The sequence below is a fragment of the Mesorhizobium sp. M7A.T.Ca.US.000.02.2.1 genome, from assembly GCF_003996995.1.
GTDB lineage: Bacteria > Pseudomonadota > Alphaproteobacteria > Rhizobiales > Rhizobiaceae > Mesorhizobium.
The window spans coordinates 1-19,950 of record NZ_RZTT01000065.1 but is presented as its reverse complement, the minus strand read 5'-3'; the positions used below and the strand labels follow the sequence as shown (position 1 = coordinate 19,950).

Here is a 19,950-nt window from a genome sequence, read left to right as displayed (position 1 = left end):
GAGTGAAGCTGCCGGCACGCGCCGCAACCTCGAAAGCCTTGATCGCATTCAACGGAGGTAGCCGTTCCACATCGATTCCGTAGTTTTTCTTGGCCAATCCTAACTATTTTCGGCGTTGAGAGAAAGATTTTTTTGCCGTCTCATAAGCTCACAACCTTCGGAGCCATGACGATGAAAGACATCCTCGATCTCGACCTCTATCCGCTAGACCGCGAAGGCAGCGCTGAATGGCAGCGCCTTGTCGAACAATCCGTCGCCGCGCTCGAAGCCGACGGCATGTTCAATCTGGAAGGGTTTTTGCGCCCCGGCGTGGCGGAACAAGCCGTGCGCGAAATCCAGCCGGTGATGGCCGCGCGCTCGCATGTGCACAAGCGGATGCACAACATCTACTTCAAGCCTGACATTCCCGAGCTTGCACCCGACCATCCGGCGCTACGCAAGGTGGAGACCATCAGCCACACCGTCTGTGCCGACCAGATTCCTGGCAGTGTCGTGCTCGCCATCTACGAATACGAACCGCTACTGCGCTTCCTGGCAGCGACGATGGGCAAGACCAGGCTGCATGTCATGCAGGATCCGTTGGCGCGAACCAATGTCATGGCCTATCGCGCCGGCGAGGCTTTGAACTGGCATTTCGATCGTTCCGAATTCACGACGACGCTGCTGCTGCAGGCAGCGGAATACGGCGGCGACCTCGAATACCGCACCGATCTGCGATCTGACGGCAATCCCAACTATGACGGCGTCGCAAGGCTGCTGGACGGGCGCGACCCCGATGCAAAGATCCTGCGCATGAAGCCCGGCACGCTGAATGTCTTCCGCGGCAAAAACACCGCGCATCGCGTCACCACGGTCGAAGGCGAGCGCGAGCGCATGATCGCGGTGTTTTCCTACTATGAAAAGCCCGGCGTGATGTTCAGCCCCGAGGAGCGGGTCGGCTTCTACGGCCGTGCCGCCTGAGACCGAAAGGCCGACATGCCAACGGCCCCCAAGAATCCGAAGATGACCTCTTGTTAGATTGTCGACAATCTGCTTGTCTTGCTTTCGATTTCCCTGGGAGTGGCCGAATGGCGAAAGTGGATTTCAGTCCGATTGCGGACACGACGCGACGCGCCGAGATCGTCGCGCTGTTGCGGCGCGCGATCCTGACCGGGCAGCTCGCACCCGGCCAGAAGCTCAACGAGCTGCGGATTTCCGAACAGATGCGGGTCAGCCGCGCGCCGTTGCGCGAGGCAATGCGCGAACTGGTCCAGGAAGGCATCCTGACCAGCATCCCCTATGCCGGCACCTTCGTCATCGAGGTCACAGCCAAGGACATCGACGATGCCTATTCGTTCAACAAGGTGATGGACGAGCTGGCCATCGAGCGGGCGTGGCCGCTGCGCGACCAGCGCTTCTTCGACGAGCTCGACCGGCGTCACGAAGCCGTGAAGCAGGCGACCCGTGCGTTGGACACGACACGCCAAATCGAAACCGCGCTGCAACTGCATGGCCTGATCTACGAATGGGCCGACAATTCGGTGCTGCTGGAAACCTGGCAGCGGCTGACCAGCCGGCTGCAGATGTATTTTGCGCTCCACCAGCATGCCCGCAATGAGCCGGTGCCGGCCGAAGACGTTCACGAAACCTATGTGCGGTTGCTGAAGGGCAAGGACATGCGTGCAGCCCAGCGCCATGCCAGGGAGCACATCGATCTCGATTTCGAGGAGTTGCTTGCCTATGCGCGCGGCCTCGAACAACGCCCGTCGAGGGGCGCCTGACCCGTTCCCCACCATCACAGACAGCGGACAAGACACGTGCAGATCGAAACCATCAAGGCCTACCATGTCGTGCAGCCCTTCGTGGACGGGCCATACCGCATGTCGAAGGGGCGCGAGGCCGACGCTTTCGACGCGGTGATCGTGTCCATTGCATCAGACAGCGGTATCACCGGCTGGGGCGAGATGGCGCCGCTCGGCAATTTTTACTCGGCAGCCTTCCCGGCCGGCGTTCGCGCCGGCGTGGTCGAGATTGCGCCGCATCTGATCGGCCATGATCCGCGCGGACTAGCCAGCATCGGCCGGCTGATGGACACGGTGTTCAAGGGTCATCCCTACATCAAGTCGGCGCTCGACATGGCCTGCTGGGATCTGGCGGGGCGCGCCGCCGACGTGCCGCTGGTAACGCTGCTCGGCGGCAAGGAAAGCGACACCGCAGAACTCTACAAGGTCGTCACGCACGGCAGCGTCGACGCCATGGCCGCGCTGGCCAAGCGCATCGTCAAGGACGGCTTCCACCGGCTACAGGTCAAGGTCGGCGGCAATGTGCATGACGACATCGAGCGTGTCACCGCGGTCGCCGCCTCGGTGCCGAAAGGCACGGTCATCTTCTGCGACGCCAATGCCGGCTGGACGCCCTATCAGGCTCGCCAGTTCGCCGACGCGACGCGCAGCATCGACTACACGTTCGAGCAGCCCTGCACCACGATCGATGAAAACATGTCGGTGCGCCGCATGCTCGACAAGCCGATGGTGCTCGACGAATCCGTCACCTCGCTCGAGGCGATGCTGGAAATTCATCGCCTGGGTGCGGCCGACGGGCTGACCCTGAAGATCTCGCGCCTTGGCGGGGTGACGAAGACGCGCCAGATCCGCGACGTTGCCGTCGACCTCGGCTTCATGATCACGGTCGAGGACACGGGCGGCGCCGAGATCGACACCGCGGCCATGGCGCATCTGTCGTTGTCGACGCCGGAAGAGCGCCGGCTGCATGCCATCGCCTTCCATGAATGGGTGACGGTGCGCACGGCGTCGAACATGCCGCCGGTCACCGGCAGCCGCATGGGCGTTCCAGATGGCCCCGGCCTTGGCATCGATGTCGTTCCCGATCTGCTGGGCAAGCCTTTCTTCGAGGTCGGCCGCTGAGATGAAGATCCGCAGCATCAAAGCCACGCCGATCAATCTGCGCCTCGAAGCACCCTATGCCTGGGTGTTCGGCGAACTCGACGGCTTTTCGCCGACCATTGTCGAGATCGAGACGGAGGATGGCTTGATTGGCCTCGGCGAAGCGCCGACGCCGGCGGCGGCCGCGATCATCAACGATGTCCTGGCGCCACGGCTGGTCGGGCGCGATGCCTTCGACATCGCCGGCGCCGAGCATGTCTGCCTGCCCTTCTGGACCGGCGTGCAGTCGATCAACGACCGCACCCGCATCATGGCTTTCGGCGCCATCGAGATGGCTTTGTGGGACCTGCGCGGCAAGGCGTGGAACCAGCCGCTCTACCAGTTGCTTGGCGGCGCTGTGCGCAAGGACATCCCGTTCACCGACTATTTTTCGCTGCGCGGTGATGGGCCAAAGGTGAAGGGCGAGACGACGCCGGAAGAAGTCGCCGATTATTGCGTCGAATTGCACGAGACGCACGGAACGACCTTCTTCGAAGGCAAGTTCTCGACCGATGATCCGAAAATCTCGTTAAAAATGGTCGAGCTGATCCGCCGTAAACTCGGCGACGATGCCATGATCCGCATCGATTCCAACCAGGCCTATTCGCTCAGCACCGCGCGTCGCCTAGCGCGGCCGCTGGAAAACCTCGGCGTGCGCAACTGGGAGGATCCGGTGGCGACGATCGAGGAGATGCGCAAATTGCGACGCCATTGCTCGATCCCGTTTTCGACCCACAACATCGACATTGCGCGCGCCATGGAAACCAAGGTTCCGGACGCGTTCGTTGGCAACCCGACAACGCATGGCGGCATCGGCCGGCTGCTGCGCTTCGTTGGCGCCTGCGAGCACGCCGGCATCGATTTCTGGTGCTACAGCGGCGACAGCGGCATCGGCAGTGCCGCCTATCTGCACCTGTGCGCGGCACTTGGTTGGATCAGGGAGCCGAACCAGTCGCTGTTTCGCATGCTGCCGATGGATGTCACCGAGGAAGGGCCGTTTTCGCCAAGGAACAATTTCGTGCGCGTTCCGGAAGGTCCCGGTCTCGGCGTCACCTTGTCGCGCGAGAACCTCGCTGCCTGTCACAGAGACTTTACCGAGAAAGGACCGTGCAACAAGTATCATGACCCGGCAAAGCCCGGAACCCATCGCCGTTTGCCGCTGAACTAGACGGCGGCAGCCGGCCAGACAGCGGCCAAGAGACGAGAAGCCAACCGCGCGACTTCGGTCAGGAAGGTTGGACAAGACGATGGAGCAGTGCAGCCAGGAAGCCGGCGCGTCCACGCCACGACTGGATGGACCGGACAAAACCGCATGCTAAGGTTTCGGTCGACAGACCTCTCTGGCGGCCGAAAAATGGAGCAATCCACGAAATTTCGTCAACCATAAGAAATAGGGGAAAGGGTAAAAACCCATGAGCAAGAACTTTGGCATTCTCGACCTGATCCGGCGCAATCGCACGCCGCTTGAAAATCACCTGATCGACGGCCTTGTCGACGGTCGTGTCAGCCGCCGCGACTTCGTTCGTCACGGCAGCCTGCTCGGCCTGTCGCTGCCGCTGCTGGGCCGCATCGGCATGGCCGCCGGCCTTGGCGGCATGCCGTCGCTGGCGCGCGCCCAGGGCGCACCCGGCGCCACCATCCGTGTCGCCAGCAGCGTGCCGGCGGCAACGATCGACCCGGTCACCATTGCGGACGCCGGCGGCCTGCTGGTGATGCAGCAGGTTGCGGAATTCCTTTGTGTCGACGGTCCCGACCTGGTGCTGCAACCGGCGCTGGCCGAGAGCTGGAAGCCGAACGACAATGGCACGGTGTGGACCTTCAAGCTGCGCAAGGGCGTAAAATTCCACAGCGGCGGCGAGATGAAGGCCGACGACGTCGTGGCCAGCATCGACCGCCTTGCCGATCCGGCAAATTCGTCCAATGCGCTGTCGGTGTTCACCGGCATCCTGCAGAAGGGTGCTTCCAAAAAGGTCGACGACTACACGGTGGAATTCCACCTCGACGCCCCGAACGGTAACTTCCCCTACATGCTGTCGTCCGACAACTACAACGCCGTCATCATCCCGGCGAGTTACAAGGGCGACTACGAGAAGAGCTTCGACGGCACCGGGCCGTTCAGAATAGAGAAATACACAGCAAAGGTCGGCGCCTCCTTCATCCGCAACGAGGACTATTGGGGTCCGAAGGCATTGCCGGAACGCACCGAATTCACCTTCTTCACCGATATGCAGCCACAAATCCTGGCATTGCAGGGTGGGCAGGTAGACATCATCAACCAGATGCCGGTGCTGGCCGGCGTCGCTCTGCTCAACGACCCGAACGTCGACATCATCAGCCTGAAGTCGTCGGCCCATCAGCAACTGCACATGCGCTGCGACGAGGGCCCGTTGAAGGATGCGCGCGTGCGCCGTGCCATTGCGCTCTGCCTCGATCGCGACAAGCTGGCCGCCGGCCTGATGAAGGGACGCTCCGCTCTAGGCAATGACAGCCCGTTCGCCGCCGTCTATCCTTCGACCGATACGAGCGTGCCGCAACGCAAGCAGGATATCGCCCAGGCCAAGCAGCTCATGGAAGCAGCCGGCCTTGGCCAGGGCTTCAAGATAACCCTGACCACCGAACGCTACCTGGAAATCCCCGAATACGCCCAGCTAATCCAAAACTGGGTCAAGGAGATCGGTGTCCAACTCGACCTCAACATCCTCGACCAAAGCGGCTATTACGGAGACGCGGTGTTCGGCAAATCGAACTGGCTGGATTCGGTGATGGGCATCACCGACTATGGTCACCGCGGCGTGCCGAACGTCTATCTCGCGGCACCGCTGAAGAGTGAAGGCACCTGGAACGCGGCACACTTCAAGAACAAGGACTATGACGCGCTGGCGACCAGCTACATCGCAGCCCTCGACCTCGAGGCACAGAAGGCCGACGCCGGCAAGATCCAGAAGCTGCTGCTCGAGGAAACGCCTGTCATCTTCGGCTATTTCTACGACTATCTGACGGCGACGGCGAAGGGTGTGGCCGGCGTGCAGCCGACCGCCATGTCGCAGCTGTTCCTCGACAAGGCATCGAAGGCCTGAGCGGAAAGGAAAAGCCAATCCTCTAACAGCCAGCTCCCGCATGGGGGCTGGCTCCACAAGGAGTCCTAGCCATTCTCTCCTTCCTTGTCCGGCGTGTCTCGCTGTCGCTCGTCACGCTGTTCCTGCTCAGCATCATGGTGTTCCTGGGCGGCCAGGCGCTGCCCGGCAACGTCGGGCGCGCCATATTGGGTCCGTTCGCAGACCAGCGCGCGGTCGACACGCTCAATCACACGCTCGGTGTCGATCGCCCGCTGCTGGCGCAGTATTGGAGCTGGATCTCCAATTTCGTCCAGGGCGACATGGGCACGTCCTACATTTTCCGCGCGCCGGTCGCGCCTTTCGTCATCGATGCGCTCGGCAATTCGATGAAGCTGGCGGCGGTCGCCTTCGTGCTGGTGGTGCCGATCGGCATCCTCGGCGGCGTCGTCGCCGCACTCAACCTCAACCGCCCGCTCGACCGCATCATCAGTCTCGGCGGCCTGTCGGTGACGGTGCTGCCGGAATTCGTCACCGGCATCATCCTGATCCTGATCTTTGGTGTCTGGCTGCGCTGGCTGCCGATATCGGCCGCATGGCCGCGCGATGCCGGCTTTTTCACCCAGCTCTATTACCTGATCCTGCCCTCGCTGCCGCTGTTCCTGGTGCTGTTCGGCTACATCGCCCGCATGGCACGCTCCGGCATGATCGAGGCGCTCGATTCCGACTACACGCGAACGGCCGTGCTGAAGGGCCTGCCCTGGCGCACGGTGATCTGGCGGCATGTGCTGCGCAACGCGCTGCTGCCGACCATCACCGTCATCGCGACGCAGACCGGCTACCTCATCGGCGGCCTTGTCGTCATCGAAACGCTGTTTCGCTACCAGGGCATCGGGTCGCTGATCTTCACTGCCGCGCGCGGCAAGGATTTCCCGATGCTGGAGTCGGGCATCCTCACCATCGGCATTGTCTATGCCGTGGCCACCCTTGTCGCCGACTTCCTCTATTCCGTGCTCAATCCGCGTATCCGTCTGGGGTCAGATCAATGAGCGCCGTCCAAACCAGCTCTCCGACACCAGACGACACGCGCCGGCGCGGCCCGCTGGCGGAGGTCTTTTACTCGCTGCTGCGCTCGCGCACATTCCTTGTCGGTTTCGCCATCGTGCTGTTCTGGGTTGCCTGTGCGCTGTTGGGCGAGCATTTCGCACCTTACGATCCGCTCGCCGACGACATCATCAACGCGCTGGCGCCGCCCTCTTCCGAACACTGGTTCGGCACCGACCAGATCGGCCGCGACGTCTTCTCGCGCGTCATCGTCGGTTCGCGCGACATCCTGACCGTCGCACCGCTGGCAACCTTGCTGGCGACGGTAGCCGGCACGGCGCTTGGCCTCCTTACCGGCTATTTTCGCGGTCTCGTCGACGATGTCGTCAGCCGCATCCTCGAAGCCTTCATGGCGATCCCGGTGGTCATCGTTGCGCTGTTGGCCATCGTTGCGCTCGGCACCTCCAAGACGACGGTCATCGTCGTCATCGGCCTGAGCTTCGCGCCGATCATCGCGCGCACCGTGCGCTCGGCGGTGCTGGCCGAGCGCGAGCTCGACTATGTCGCCGCCGCACAACTCAGGCATGAAAGTGCCCTGCATACGATGTTCGTCGAGATCCTGCCCAACGTCATCCCGCCGATCCTGGTCGAAACCACCGTGCGGCTCGGCTATGCCATTTTCGCCGTCGCCACGCTCTCCTTCATGGGCTTTGGCATCCAGCCGCCCTCGCCCGACTGGGGGCTGTCGATCTCCAACAATTACGGCATGATCGGCGGCGGCTTCTGGTGGACGGTGCTGTTCGATGCGCTCGCCATCGCTTCGCTGGTGATCGGCGTCAATCTGGCGGCCGACGGCGTTCACGGAGCGCTCAATGACTAACTCCGCCAAGGCCGAAAACGCACTCGAACTCACCGATCTTTCGGTTGCCTACCGCGTCGCCGGCCGCAATCGCGCCGTGCTGCGCAACCTCAGCCTCACCATCGGCCAGGGCGAAGCCTATGGGCTGGTCGGCGAGTCCGGTTGCGGCAAGTCGACAGTGGCGCTCACCGTCGTGCGCTATCTGCCGAGAAATGGCTCGATCACCGGCGGCGCGATCTCGCTCGACGGCCAGAATGTGATGAAACTTGACGCCGAAGCGCTCAGGCGGGCGCGCGCGGAAAGCGTCTCCATGGTTTATCAGGACCCGGGCAAGGCGCTAAACCCATCGATCCGCGTCGGCCGTCAGCTGACCGAGATTTTTGAACTCGGCGGCGTTTCGGGACGAGCGGCCACTGACCGGGCGATTGCGATGCTGAACCGAGTGCGCATCTCCGACCCCGTCAGCGTCATGCAGCGCTACCCGCACCAGCTTTCCGGCGGCATGCAGCAACGCGTGGCGATTGCCATGGCGCTGGCCAACGATCCGTCGATGCTGATCCTCGACGAGCCGACCACCGGCCTCGATGCGACGGTGGAGGCCGAAGTGCTCGACCTGATCGCACAGCTCAGTCAGGAACTGTCGGCCTCGATCCTGTTCATCAGCCACAACCTCGCCGTCGTTTCCAACATGTGCGACCGGGTCGGCGTGCTCTATGCCGGCATGCTGGTCGAGGAAGGGCCGACGGAGGTCGTGTTTAACGATCCGCGCCATCCCTACACGGTCGCCCTGCTGCGTTGCCTGCCGCGCGGCGGCCAACGCAAGGATCAGGGCCGGCTCGACACCATTCCGGGTTTCCTGCCCGGCATCGAGGCCGACATCAAGGGCTGCGCCTTCGCCGATCGCTGCGCGCTCGCCGACGATCGCTGCCGCAGCGAATTGCCGCCGCTCTATGATCTGGGCGGCCGGCTGTCGCGCTGCTTCCATCACGACAAGGCGCAAGCGCTGCCGCGTGCCACACCGAGCGATGTGGCGCCCGCCCCAAAGCCGGCAGCCGCACCGGTGCTGCGCGTCGCCGGGCTGAACAAGACCTATGCCAGCCATGGCCATGCACTGCGCGCCGTCAAGGATGTCTCGCTCGACTTGCGACCCGGCGAGACGCTCGGGCTGGTCGGTGAGTCCGGCAGCGGCAAGACGACCTTCGCCAGGCTGCTGCTCGGCTTGGTGCCGCCCGATGACGGCGGCACCATCGAACTTGAGGGCAAGGCGCTGGCGCCCAGGCTGGAGAACCGCAGCGACGATCAGATCAAGGCGATGCAGATCGTCTTCCAGAATCCGGACTCCGCACTCAACCGCTCGCATTCGATCCGCCATCTGATCGGCCGGGCACTGAAGCGGCTGGCCGGCCTCTCCGGCAAGGCGCTGGAGGCGCGCCTCAACGACCTCGTCCGCTCTGTGCGGCTCACCGACCGGCATCTGGCCGTCAAGCCGCGCCAGCTCTCCGGCGGCCTGAAGCAGCGCGTCGCCATCGCGCGCGCCTTCGCCGGCGACCCGCGCATCGTGGTGTGCGACGAGCCAACCTCGGCGCTCGACGTCTCGGTGCAGGCAGCCATCCTCAACCTGCTCGCCGACCTGCAGTCGAAGGAAGACGTCAGCTACATCTTCATCTCGCACGACCTTGCCGTGGTGCGTTACCTCTCCGACAATATCGCCGTGCTCTATCTCGGCCGCATCATGGAACTCGGACCGTCCGAAGACGTGTTTTCCGGACCGCATCACCCCTATACCGAGGCGCTGCTGTCGGCGGTGCCCAAACTCGACCAGACCGAGACGGCGCGTATTCGTCTTGACGGTGAAATCCCCAGCGCCACCAACCCCCCGTCGGGCTGCGTCTTCCACACGCGCTGCCCGCGCAAGATCGGCCCGATCTGCGAACAGCAGGAGCCGCCACTCAGCGAGGCCCAGCCCGGCCACTCTATCCGCTGCCACATCCCCTACGCTGAACTGGCGAGGCTGCAGAAAGCGGTCGTGGCCGAGCCGGCATAGCGCTGTCGCTCCCGTGGCTTGGCCTGTCAGATCTGGCCGGCCATGCTGAGAGCACGGTCACCTTCTGAAAAGCCCTGCCCTTCGGCCCAGTCTCTGGCCAGCGTGCGCAGGCCTGTGAGCGCGACATCCAGAACATCCGAAGACACGGGATTCGAGGGATAGGCGAGGTAGATCGGCCGTTGGAATACCGGAGCGTTGTCGATGCGCCGCATCTCGCCGCGCTCGATATGACCGCTGACGGCACTGAGCGGCAGATAGGCGGCGGCCTGCTGCGACTGCACGTGCTGCAGCCCGATGAAGACCAGCCCGGCCGAAATCGCCGGCTTGACCATGCCGGCAAAGGCGCGGTCGTGCTCGATGCGGAACTCCAGTCCCCAGTCCATCAGGATATAGTTTTCGGTCCATGGCTTGGTCTGTGCGGCGTGCTGGACGAGCACGACCTGATCGACGGCCAGCGTCTCGTAGACAATGCCGGGATGCGGTCGCGGCAGATAGAGGATGCAGATGTCGAGCAGGCCTTCCGCCAGCTGGTCGATCGCCAGATCCGGGAAACTGCCTTCAAGCCGCAGCGCCACGTTCGGCCGCCTAGCGCGCATCCACTCGACCCATGGCGAGGTGATGCGGTCCCAGAGATAGGCAGGCGCGGTCAGCCGCAGCAAGGTCTCATAACCATCGGGAACGGCGATATCCTGCCGTGATTGCTCCCATGTGCGGGTGATAGACGATGCGTGCGGCAGGAACTGCCGGCCGGCCGGCGTAAGCGTGACGCCATCGCGGTCACGCACGAAAAGCCGGCGTCCCAACTGATCCTCCAGTCCCCTGATCCGCGCACTGACCGTGGACTGGGCGAGGTTGAGCCGGCTGGCCGCGACGGTGAAGCTGCCATGGGTGGCGACTTCGAGAAAGCTGCGCAGATTCTCAGTGTCCATGCCCACCTCCTGCATCGAAAATTTCGATGACTCCTATCAAAAAATATCGCTTTCCGGCGGCAGTCAACAATGAACTAGATGGCTGAACCCCAAGACAAGCGAGTCCAGCCATGCCCAAGCATTTCCGGATGATCGACAACGCTCGCAGAACACTCACTGCAATCGAAAATTCCGCTGTCGACGAATTGCTGGCCGGCAGGATGGACCGCCGTGACTTCCTGCGCCATGGCAGCGTGCTTGGGCTTTCCTTGCCGTTCCTGGGCAGCCTTGTCGCGGCCGCCGGCCTCGGCACCCAGCAGGCCCGCGCCGAGGGCAAGCCGGGCGGCACGGTGCGCGCCGGCGTGGCGACGCCGGGCGGCGCCATCGATCCCGTCACCTACTATGACAGCGGCAGCTACCAGCTGGTTTTCCAAACCGCCGAGTTTCTCTGCATCACGCAGCCGGACCTCACTTTGAAGCCTGTGCTGGCAGAGAGCTGGGCGCCGAACGAGGATGGCAGCGTGTGGACCTTCAAGCTGCGCAAGGGCGTGAAATTCCACAATGGCGAAGACTTCAAGGCCGACGACGTCGTCGCGACCTTCGACCGGCTGGCCGATCCCAACGGTGCTTCCAATGCGCTATCGGTGTTCAAGGGGCTGCTGTCGAAGGGCGGCACCCAGAAGGTCGACGACCACACAGTCGCCTTCCATCTCGATGCACCGAACGGCAGCTTTCCCTATTCAGTGTCGATCGACAATTACAACGCCGTCATCTTGCCGGCGAGTTACAAGGGCGATTACGAAAAGACGTTCGAAGGCACCGGGCCGTTTCGGCTGGAGACTTACACACCAAAGGTTGGCGCGACCTTCATCCGCAATCCCGACTATTGGGGCGAGAAGGCGCTGCCCGACCGGCTCGAATTCAAGTTCTACGGCGACGTGCAGCCGCGCATCCTGGCCCTGCAGGCCGGCGAAGTCGACATTCTCGATGCTGTTCCGCTCGATGTCAGCCAGGTGGTGCTGAACAGTCCTGATATCACCGTGTTGCGTGTCGCTTCGACCGCGCACCGCCAGTTGCACATGCGCTGCGATACCGGCCCCTTCACCGACAAGCGCGTGCGCCAGGCGCTGGCGCTGTGCATCGACCGCTCCAAGCTGGTCGACGGCTTGTGCCGCGGCATGGCGGCGACTGGCAATGACAGCCCGTTCGCGCCGGCCTTCCCCGCGACCGACAAGTCGGTGCCGCAACGCGTCCAGGACATCGCCAAGGCAAAGCAGTTGCTCGAGGCGGCGGGTCTCGCCGAAGGCTTCGACATCACGCTGACCACGCTGCGCTACTCCGACATTCCGGGCTATGCGCAATTGTTCCAGAATTTCGCCAAGGAGATCGGTGCGCGCATCTCGCTCAACATCGAGGACCAGGACAAATATTACGGCAAAGCGGTGTTCGGCCAGTCGGACTGGCTGGACAGCCCGCTCGGCATCACCGACTACGCGCATCGCAGCGTGCCCAACGTGTTCCTGAAGAGCCCGTTGGTCAGCGATGGCCCTTGGAACGCGGCGCATTTCAAGAGCCCGGCCTATGATGGCATGGTCACCAGCTATCTCAAGGCGCTCGATGCCGGCGCGCAGCGCGCTGCCGCCTCCGACATCCAGAAATTGCTGCTCGACGAGACGCCTGTCATCTTCAGCTATTTCCCCGATCTGCTGGTGCCGGTGCGCAAGAATGTCAGCGGCCTTCCGCCGATCGCGGCCGGCCTGCTGCTCGACCGCGTGTCGTTGAGCTGATCGTGCGCCAGCGCCCGATGACAAAAGAAACAAAACGGGAGACTACCATTCGCAAGCCCCATCTGCGCGGCCGTGGGCCGCATTTTCCGCTGCTCGACACCATTGTGCAGTATGAATTCGAGCCGGGCTACATAGCCTTCACCATGCCGACGCAGAAGCGCCTGCGTGTGCAGGTGGGATCGATGACCGTGGCCGATACGACCAATGCCTTGGTGTTCTACGAATCCGATCACCTGCCGGTCTACTACTTCCCGATCGGCGACGTTCGCGAGGAATTCCTGCTGCCGAGCAAGACGACGACAGAGGACCCGTTCAAGGGCACAGCCACCCACTACTCGCTCAACACCGGCATCACGCTGGTCGAGGACGCGGCCTGGCGCTATCTCGATCCGATCAAGGGCTGTCCGCCGATATCGGACTACATGTCGTTCACCTGGAGCAAGATGGGCCACTGGTTCGAGGAGGACGAAGAAATCTTCGTCCACGCCCGCGATCCGTTCCGCCGGGTCGACTGCCTCCCGTCGTCGCGGCGCGTGCAGGTCATTCTCGACGGCGAACAGGTCGCCGATTCACGCCGCGGCGTGTTCCTGTTCGAAACCGGCCATCCGGTGCGCCACTATCTGCCGATCGCCGATACGCGGCTCGATATGTTCGCGCCCAGCCGCTACATTTCGCGCTGTCCTTACAAGGGCATCTCCAACTATTATCACGTGACGACCAAGGCCAAGCGTCACGAGAACCTGGTCTGGTATTATCCCGAGCCGGTGCACGAGGCGGAGCGCATCAAGGGGCTGGTCTGCTTCCACCACGAACTGGTCGACAAGATCCTGGTCGATGGCGTCGAAATCCCGAAGGAAGCCACGGCCGCGTCGAGCGGTTATTTCTGAGTATCGACGCCGCTTGAGCCATTTGCGCGCGGGCGCTTGATCGAAGCACGGCTCAGCGCATACCCTCCCTGGGCCAGGGAGGGCACTCGATGGATCTTTTCAAACTGAACGGCGATGTCGCGCTGGTCACCGGCGCCGGCAGCGGCATCGGCCAGGCAATCGCGATCGGACTGGCCGAGGCAGGCGCCGACGTCGCCTGTTTCGGCCATGCATCGAAGGGTGGGCTGGACGAAACCGCGCACCGGATCACGGCGCTCGGCCGCAAAGCGCTGGTGCTGACCGGTACAGTGACATCGCAGAGCGATCTCGCGACGGCGATCGATCGCGTCGAGAGCGAACGCGGTGCGCTCTCCGTCGCCGTCAACAATGCCGGCATTGCCGGCTCCGAGCCCGCCGAGACGATGCCGCTGGAGACGTGGCAGAAGGTTCACGACGTCAATGTCGCCGGCGTGTTCCTGTCCTGTCAGGCCGAAGCGCGCAAGATGCTGGCGCGAGGCAAGGGCTCGATCATCAACATCGCCTCGATGTCGGGCACCATCGTCAACCGCGGCCTGACGCAGGCGCACTACAACTCTTCGAAGGCCGCCGTCATCCACATGTCCAGGAGCTTCGCCATGGAGTGGGCCGATCGCGGCCTGCGCGTCAATGTGGTTAGTCCCGGTTACACGCTGACGCCGATGAACAAGCGGCCAGAGGTGGCGGAAGAGGTGAAGATCTTCAAGCGCGACACGCCGATGGGGCGCATGGCGGCGCCGGAGGAAATGGTCGGGCCGACGGTGTTCCTCGCCAGCCGCGCAGCGAGCTTCGTCACCGGCCTCGACCTGATTGTAGATGGCGGCTACGTCTGCTGGTAAGAGCTCAGCTTCGCCTGCAGTCTGAATTTGTACGTCTCGCGAAGCGTTAGTCGTTGCGCGACATGAACCTTGGTATATATAATTTCATCCTATGAAACGGCCTTGGCGAGATGGGGCTTACCAGGCGGGTAGCCGAGATCATACGACCTTGATGGCTCGCACCTTGCAGGGCGCCGCAGGACTGGCATTCGATCCGCAGATGACCGCTCCCTCAGCGATCCGTCGGCAGTCATGACGCCGACACTCCGATCCTGTGCCATCATCACCAGAATTGAGCACCATCTTGCCTGCACTGGCCAAAGCCGGGGCAATAATTTGGCGCCGACGGCCTTGCGCAAAGACCAGTCTTTCCAACACAATCAAGAAAAGCCGCAAGAAGGGAACGGACGATAATTTTCACAGCTTGAAGGAGAACAAGCATGTCATTTCGCAGCCAGATCTCGAAACTCTCGATGAGCGCCGTCGCGCTCGCGACATTAAGCCTGCTGACACCTTCCGCCCAAGCCGCCGCACCGGAATCCAACGATCCGATCAAGATCGCGCTGTTCGACTGGACCAGCGTCAACCTCAACGCCAAGATCCTCGGCGGCATCCTGGAAAAGCTCGGCTATACCGTCGAATATCCGACCGCCGACTACCTCTCCAGCCTGACCACCGGTCTCACCAATGGCGATCTCGATGTCGGCATGGAATTCTGGGACACGACCGCCGGCGAGGCCATGAAGGCCTCCGATGCGACAGGCCAGACCGAACGGCTGGGCAAGCTCGGCCCCAAGGCCAAGGAAGAATGGTGGTTTCCCGAATACATGAAGGAGAAGTGCCCCGGCCTGCCTAACTGGGAAGCGCTGAAGGATCCGAAATGCGCCGAAGCCTTCTCGACGGCGGAGACCGCACCGAAGGGGCGCTATCTCGGCGGCCCGGTAACATGGGAAGGCTTTGACGACGAGCGCGTCGAAGCGCTGAAACTGCCCTTCACCGTCATCCATGCCGGCACCGACGCGGCGATGTTCGCCGAGTTGGACTCGGCCTATCAGCGCAAGGCGCCGATCATGCTGTGGATCTATTCGCCGCATTGGGCGCCGGCCAAATACAAGGGCGAATGGGTTGAATTCCCCGAATACACGCCCGAGTGCTACAGCGACCCGAAATGGGGCACCAACCCCGACGCCAAATATGATTGCGGCAAGCCGCATGGCGAGATCTGGAAGTACTCCTGGGCCGGCATGAAGGACAAATGGCCGGTCGCCTACAAGGTGGCGAAGGCCTACACGGTCGACACCGACGAGCTCAACAAGATGAGCGGCGAGATCGATCTCGGCGGCAAGACGCCGGAAGACGTCGCCGCCGCCTGGATCGCCGCCCACGAGGCCGACTGGAAAGCCTGGGCGCAGTGATCGTTCCGACTGGAAGATGAGACCCGGCAGTTGATCAGCCGGGCCTCGGTTCTTGTGTTCCAGAAGGACGTTTGAATGACGGACAAGACTGAACAGGGCGCCAAGGGGGCGGGCACGCCAAAAGATGCCCGCCCGATAAAGCTTGCCTGCCGCAATGTCTGGAAGCTGTTCGGATCGAACGCGGCCAATTTCATCCGCGAACGCGACGGCAAGGCCAGCATGGCCGACGTCACCGCCGCAGGGCTGGTCGGCGCGGTGCGCGCCGTCGACCTCGAAATCCTCCAGGGCGAGATTTTCATCATCATGGGCCTGTCGGGCTCCGGCAAGTCGACGCTGGTGCGCTGCATGTCGAGGCTGGTCGAGCCGACCCACGGCAAGGTCGAATTCGAGGGCAAGGATCTGCTGAAGATTTCGGATGCAGCGCTGATCGAGTTGCGACGCCATCGCATGGGCATGGTGTTCCAGAATTTTGCGCTGCTGCCGCATCTCAACGTGCTGGAGAACATCGCCTTCCCGCTCAGCATCCAGGGGCAGGACCGGCCGACACGCGAGGCACGGGCGCGCGAGGTGATCGAACTCGTTGGGCTCCGTGGCCGCGAGCATTTCTATCCGCGCGAATTGTCCGGCGGCCAGCAGCAGCGTGTGGGCATCGCCCGGAGCCTCGCGACAAAACCGGAAATCTGGTTCCTCGACGAGCCGTTCTCGGCGCTCGACCCGCTGATCCGCCGCGAAATGCAGGATGAGCTGATGCGGCTGCAAACCATGCTGCACAAGACCATCGTCTTCATCACCCATGATTTCGACGAGGCGATCCGGCTGGCCGACCGCATCGCCATCATGAAGGATGGCGAGGTCATCCAGATCGGCACGCCGGAGGAGTTGGTGGTCAATCCGGCGACCGACTATGTCGCCGAGTTCACCCGCGACGTCGACCGCGCCAAGGTGATTTCGGCACGCAGCCTTATGCGCGCCTGCGACGGCTCGGAGCATGGCGGCACCGTTGCCCCAGATGCCAAGATCGCCAGCTTCTCTGCCGGTATCGTTGCCGCCAACAAGCCGTTCGCGGTGGTCAACGGCACCGGCAAGCCGATCGGCGAGGTGACGCCGCAAGCGGTGATCGATTTGCTGGCCGGCATCGATCGCTCAAGGGTCGGCGCATGACGGTGACAGCAAGCGCCAGCGAGACGCGGTCGCGACCGATTCAGGTCTGGCTGCTGGTCTGGGTGTTCGCGCTTGCCGCCGTGCTTGTCGTGTTCTTGCTGCAGGACCGCCTGCCTTGGGCCGTCAACTATCCGGCAAGCGCCGTCGTGCCGGTCGCCGATTGGGTCAGCGCGCTGATGCGCTGGATCAAGTCGAACCTGTCCTGGCTGACCCGCTCGATCACCGCGGTGCTCGGCGTTCCCCTCGATTTCGCGCTCAATCTGCTGGCCAAGAATTTCAAGATCGGCCACGGTGCTGACGCCTCTGTCCTGCCGCGCCTGTCCTGGGTCGGCGTCTGCGCTGCCGCCTTCCTCGCCGGTCATGCCGTTGGCGGCAGAAAACTCAGCCTGCTGGTCGGCGGCTGCTTCCTCTACATCGCCCTGTTCGGCCAATGGACGAGCGCCATGCTGACGCTGGCGCTGATCTCCATCGCCGTGCCGTTCTGTATCGTCACCGGGCTGTTCGCCGGCATCTGGGCGTGGCGCAGGCCATGGGCCGAAAGGCTTATCGTCTCCCCTGCCCTCGACCTGATGCAGACGATTCCGACCTTCGCCTATCTCATCCCGATGCTGCTGCTGTTCGGCAACAGCCCGGTCTCGGCGATGATCGCGACCGCCATTTTCGCCACCCCGCCGATGGTGCGGGCGACGATGCTGGGCCTGTCGCGGGTACCATCGGAAATCGACGATTTCAGCGAGATGGCAGGCTGCACGGCGCGGCAGAAACTGTGGCGAGTGCTGCTGCCCTCGGCACGGCCGACACTGATGGTCGGCGTCAACCAGGTGATCATGCTGGCGCTGAACATGGTGATCATAGCCTCGATGATCGGCGCCGGCGGCCTCGGCTACGACGTGCTCCTGGCACTGCGCGCGCTGAAGGTTGGCGAGGCGATGGAAGCCGGCCTTGCCATCGTGGCGCTCGCCATCGCGCTCGACCGGCTGAGCCAGGCCATCGCGCACAAGCAGGCAAAGGGGAATACCCATCCGCAGGCGGGCCCGAGCTCCTGGCAGCGCTATCCCAATCTGACGCTGGCCATCGCCATCCTTGTCGTGACGACATTTCTCGGCCTGTTCGTGCCGGCCTTCGCGGCGGTGCCGAAGGCGATCACCTTCACCACCGCGCCGCTGTGGAAAGCAGCGGTGAACTGGGTGACGATCAACTTCTTCGACACGATCGAGGCGTTTCGCGTGGCGCTCATCCTGAACCTGCTGAACCCGCTGCGTGCCTTCTGCGAAGGCTTTCCGTGGCTGGGCGCGGTCTTCCTGCTCGGCCTTGCCGGCTATCAGCTCAGCGGCTTCCGCCTCGCTGTATTGGTCGCCGCATTGACCGCCTTCTGCGCCATCACCGGCCTGTGGGAAAAGACCATGGCGACGGTCTATCTCTGCGGTATCTCGGCCTTCATCGCCTGCCTGGTCGGCATTCCGATCGGCCTGATGGCTTCGCGCAGCGACCGCTTCGAGAAGATCGTCACACCGGTCATCGACACGCTGCAGGTGCTGCCGTCCTTCTGCTTCATCATCCCGGTGGTGATGCTGTTTCGGGTCGGCGACGTCACGGCGATGATCGCAACGATAGCCTTCGCCGTGGTGCCTGCCATCCGCTACACCAATCACGGCATCAGGCAGGTGCCGCCGGCGCTGATCGAGGCGGCGAAGGTTTCGGGCTGCACGCCGCGCCAGACCTTCTTTCGCGTGCAACTGCCGCTGGCGCTTCCCGAAATCATGCTGGGCGTCAACCAGACGATCCTGATGGCGCTCGCGATGATCATCATCTGCGCCATGGTCGGCACGCGCGATCTCGGCCAGGAAGTGTTCATCGCGCTGTCCAAGGCCGATTCCGGTCGTGGCATCGTTGCCGGCCTCGCCATCGCCTTCATCGGCATCGTCGCCGACCGGCTGTTCAGCGCCTGGACGGCGAAGGCCAGGGCAAGGCTGGGGTAGCAGGCGCCGCCCTACTCCGCCGCGACGCCCTTCACCTCGAGATAGCTCTCCATCGAATCGTCCAGCGCCTGCAGCCACGGCGTATGATGCAGCGGCGCCATGGTGCCGGTCATCAGCGAGCGGTAGGCGTGGTCGCGGAAGCCCATGATGTTCTCCGCCTTGTGGTGTTCCCATTCCATGAAGGTCTGGTTGACCGCCTCGACGTCGAAGCCCGGATAGTCGGTCTGGTCCATCAATTCCTTGGTGTAGTCGCCCTGGAACCAGATCATCTGCTCTGCGTCTTCGAGCGTTTCCTCACGCGCCCTCCATTTCGCGCCGTGCTCGGCCATTGCCTTGGCCGACGGCAGCTTGATGCGGCCCATGATGACGTCGCGGGCGAACCAGGCCTGCGCGTCGAACATGTTGAAGGTGTAGAACTGATCCTGCATGCCGATATAGGAAAGCTGCGGGTTCTTCTCCCAGACGACGCCTTCATAGAGGTCGAGCGGCCACATGCGGTTGGCTGTCTTGAGCTTCAGATCGTCGGTGAGGAAGGGGAAGGAATGCAGGTAGCCGGTGCACAGGATGATGGCGTCGACATCCCTAGTGGTGCCGTCCTTGAAATGCGCGGTTTTGCCGACGACCTTCTGTAAGAGCGGCACCTCTTTCCAATTCTCCGGCCATTTGAAACCCATCGGCTTCGAGCGGTAGCTGGAGGTGATGGATTTGGCGCCGTATTTGTAGCATTGCGAGCCGATGTCCTCGGCCGAATAGGAGCGGCCGATGATCAATATATCCTTGCCCTTGAACTCCATCGCGTCGCGGAAATCGTGGCTGTGCAGGATGCGGCCGTTGAAGGTCGAAAAGCCCTCGAAATAGGGCACGTTGGGCACCGAGAAATGCCCGGAAGCGACGACGACATTGTCGAACTCTTCGGAATAGGTGACGTCGTTGGTGCGGTCATGCGCGGTGACGGTGAATTTCTTCGTCTCGTCCGAAAACGTCACCATGCGCACCGGGCTGTTGAAGCGCACCCATTTGCGAAGGCCTGATTTTTCGACGCGGCCCTTGATGTAGTCC

At 62.9% G+C, this 19,950-nt stretch carries 16 protein-coding genes; 14 read left to right on the top strand and 2 right to left on the bottom strand.

Translation table 11 applies throughout. The features are described 5' to 3' along the window. Positions 1-171: 171 nt before the first annotated feature. The 8 genes from EOD15_RS09045 (at position 172) to EOD15_RS09010 (ending at position 9,921) form a co-directional block, all read left to right on the top strand. A complete protein-coding gene (locus EOD15_RS09045; RefSeq protein WP_127408430.1) occupies positions 172-960 on the top strand; it encodes a 2OG-Fe(II) oxygenase in 789 nt (262 codons plus the stop codon). Positions 961-1,067: 107 nt separating this feature from the next. After that, positions 1,068-1,760 carry a GntR family transcriptional regulator gene (locus tag EOD15_RS09040; protein ID WP_127320844.1) on the top strand — a complete coding sequence of 231 codons (693 nt, stop codon included), beginning with the start codon at positions 1,068-1,070 and terminating at the stop codon, positions 1,758-1,760. Positions 1,761-1,796: 36 nt separating this feature from the next. Next, positions 1,797-2,903 carry a mandelate racemase/muconate lactonizing enzyme family protein gene (locus tag EOD15_RS09035; RefSeq protein ID WP_127320845.1) on the top strand — a complete coding sequence of 369 codons (1,107 nt, stop codon included), beginning with the start codon at positions 1,797-1,799 and terminating at the stop codon, positions 2,901-2,903. A gap of 1 nt (position 2,904) precedes the next feature. Continuing rightward, positions 2,905-4,089, top strand: coding sequence for a mandelate racemase/muconate lactonizing enzyme family protein (locus tag EOD15_RS09030; protein WP_127320846.1), 1,185 nt, complete (start codon positions 2,905-2,907; stop codon positions 4,087-4,089). A 244-nt stretch (positions 4,090-4,333) separates the two neighbouring features. Then, positions 4,334-5,998: an ABC transporter substrate-binding protein gene (locus EOD15_RS09025; protein ID WP_127408429.1), complete on the top strand. Its 1,665-nt coding sequence runs from the start codon at positions 4,334-4,336 to the stop codon at positions 5,996-5,998. 71 nt (positions 5,999-6,069) lie between these two features. Beyond that, complete coding sequence (locus EOD15_RS09020) at positions 6,070-7,023, top strand: ABC transporter permease (protein WP_127322512.1); 954 nt, start codon at positions 6,070-6,072, stop codon at positions 7,021-7,023. Then, positions 7,020-7,898 (top strand): ABC transporter permease, encoded by an 879-nt coding sequence (locus EOD15_RS09015; RefSeq protein WP_127322511.1) that lies wholly within the window; start codon positions 7,020-7,022, stop codon positions 7,896-7,898. The genes EOD15_RS09020 and EOD15_RS09015 overlap by 4 nt, the downstream gene beginning before the upstream one ends. Then, entirely contained in the window at positions 7,891-9,921 is a 2,031-nt protein-coding gene (locus tag EOD15_RS09010; RefSeq protein WP_127408428.1) for an ABC transporter ATP-binding protein, read from the top strand. The genes EOD15_RS09015 and EOD15_RS09010 overlap by 8 nt, the downstream gene beginning before the upstream one ends. A 26-nt stretch (positions 9,922-9,947) precedes the next feature. Here the strand turns inward: EOD15_RS09010 and EOD15_RS09005 are convergent, their stop codons facing one another. Next, on the bottom strand, positions 9,948-10,850 hold the full coding sequence (locus EOD15_RS09005) for a LysR family transcriptional regulator (RefSeq protein ID WP_127321477.1): 903 nt from the start codon (positions 10,848-10,850) through the stop codon (positions 9,948-9,950). 110 nt (positions 10,851-10,960) lie between these two features. Between EOD15_RS09005 and EOD15_RS09000 the strand changes: the two genes are divergently transcribed. The 6 genes from EOD15_RS09000 (at position 10,961) to EOD15_RS08975 (ending at position 18,891) form a co-directional block, all read left to right on the top strand. Next, the gene (locus tag EOD15_RS09000) at positions 10,961-12,616 is read left to right on the top strand and encodes an ABC transporter substrate-binding protein (protein ID WP_127321478.1); all 1,656 of its coding nucleotides are present in this window, start codon (positions 10,961-10,963) and stop codon (positions 12,614-12,616) included. After that, positions 12,613-13,503, top strand: coding sequence for a DUF427 domain-containing protein (locus EOD15_RS08995; protein ID WP_164761844.1), 891 nt, complete (start codon positions 12,613-12,615; stop codon positions 13,501-13,503). The genes EOD15_RS09000 and EOD15_RS08995 overlap by 4 nt, the downstream gene beginning before the upstream one ends. Before the next feature lie 89 nt (positions 13,504-13,592). Beyond that, positions 13,593-14,357 carry an SDR family oxidoreductase gene (locus tag EOD15_RS08990; protein ID WP_127408427.1) on the top strand — a complete coding sequence of 255 codons (765 nt, stop codon included), beginning with the start codon at positions 13,593-13,595 and terminating at the stop codon, positions 14,355-14,357. 419 nt (positions 14,358-14,776) lie between these two features. Beyond that, complete coding sequence (locus EOD15_RS08985) at positions 14,777-15,751, top strand: ABC transporter substrate-binding protein (protein WP_127382422.1); 975 nt, start codon at positions 14,777-14,779, stop codon at positions 15,749-15,751. 75 nt (positions 15,752-15,826) lie between these two features. Further along, positions 15,827-16,912, top strand: coding sequence for a glycine betaine/L-proline ABC transporter ATP-binding protein (locus tag EOD15_RS08980; RefSeq protein ID WP_127408426.1), 1,086 nt, complete (start codon positions 15,827-15,829; stop codon positions 16,910-16,912). Beyond that, positions 16,909-18,891, top strand: a complete 1,983-nt coding sequence (locus tag EOD15_RS08975; protein ID WP_127320076.1) for an ABC transporter permease subunit — start codon at positions 16,909-16,911, stop codon at positions 18,889-18,891. The genes EOD15_RS08980 and EOD15_RS08975 overlap by 4 nt, the downstream gene beginning before the upstream one ends. Before the next feature lie 11 nt (positions 18,892-18,902). On the opposite strand, the gene EOD15_RS08970 is transcribed toward EOD15_RS08975, so the two are convergent. Beyond that, positions 18,903-19,950, bottom strand: a 1,048-nt coding sequence (locus tag EOD15_RS08970; protein WP_148129511.1) for an NAD(P)/FAD-dependent oxidoreductase, incomplete at its 5' end; no start/stop codon positions are given.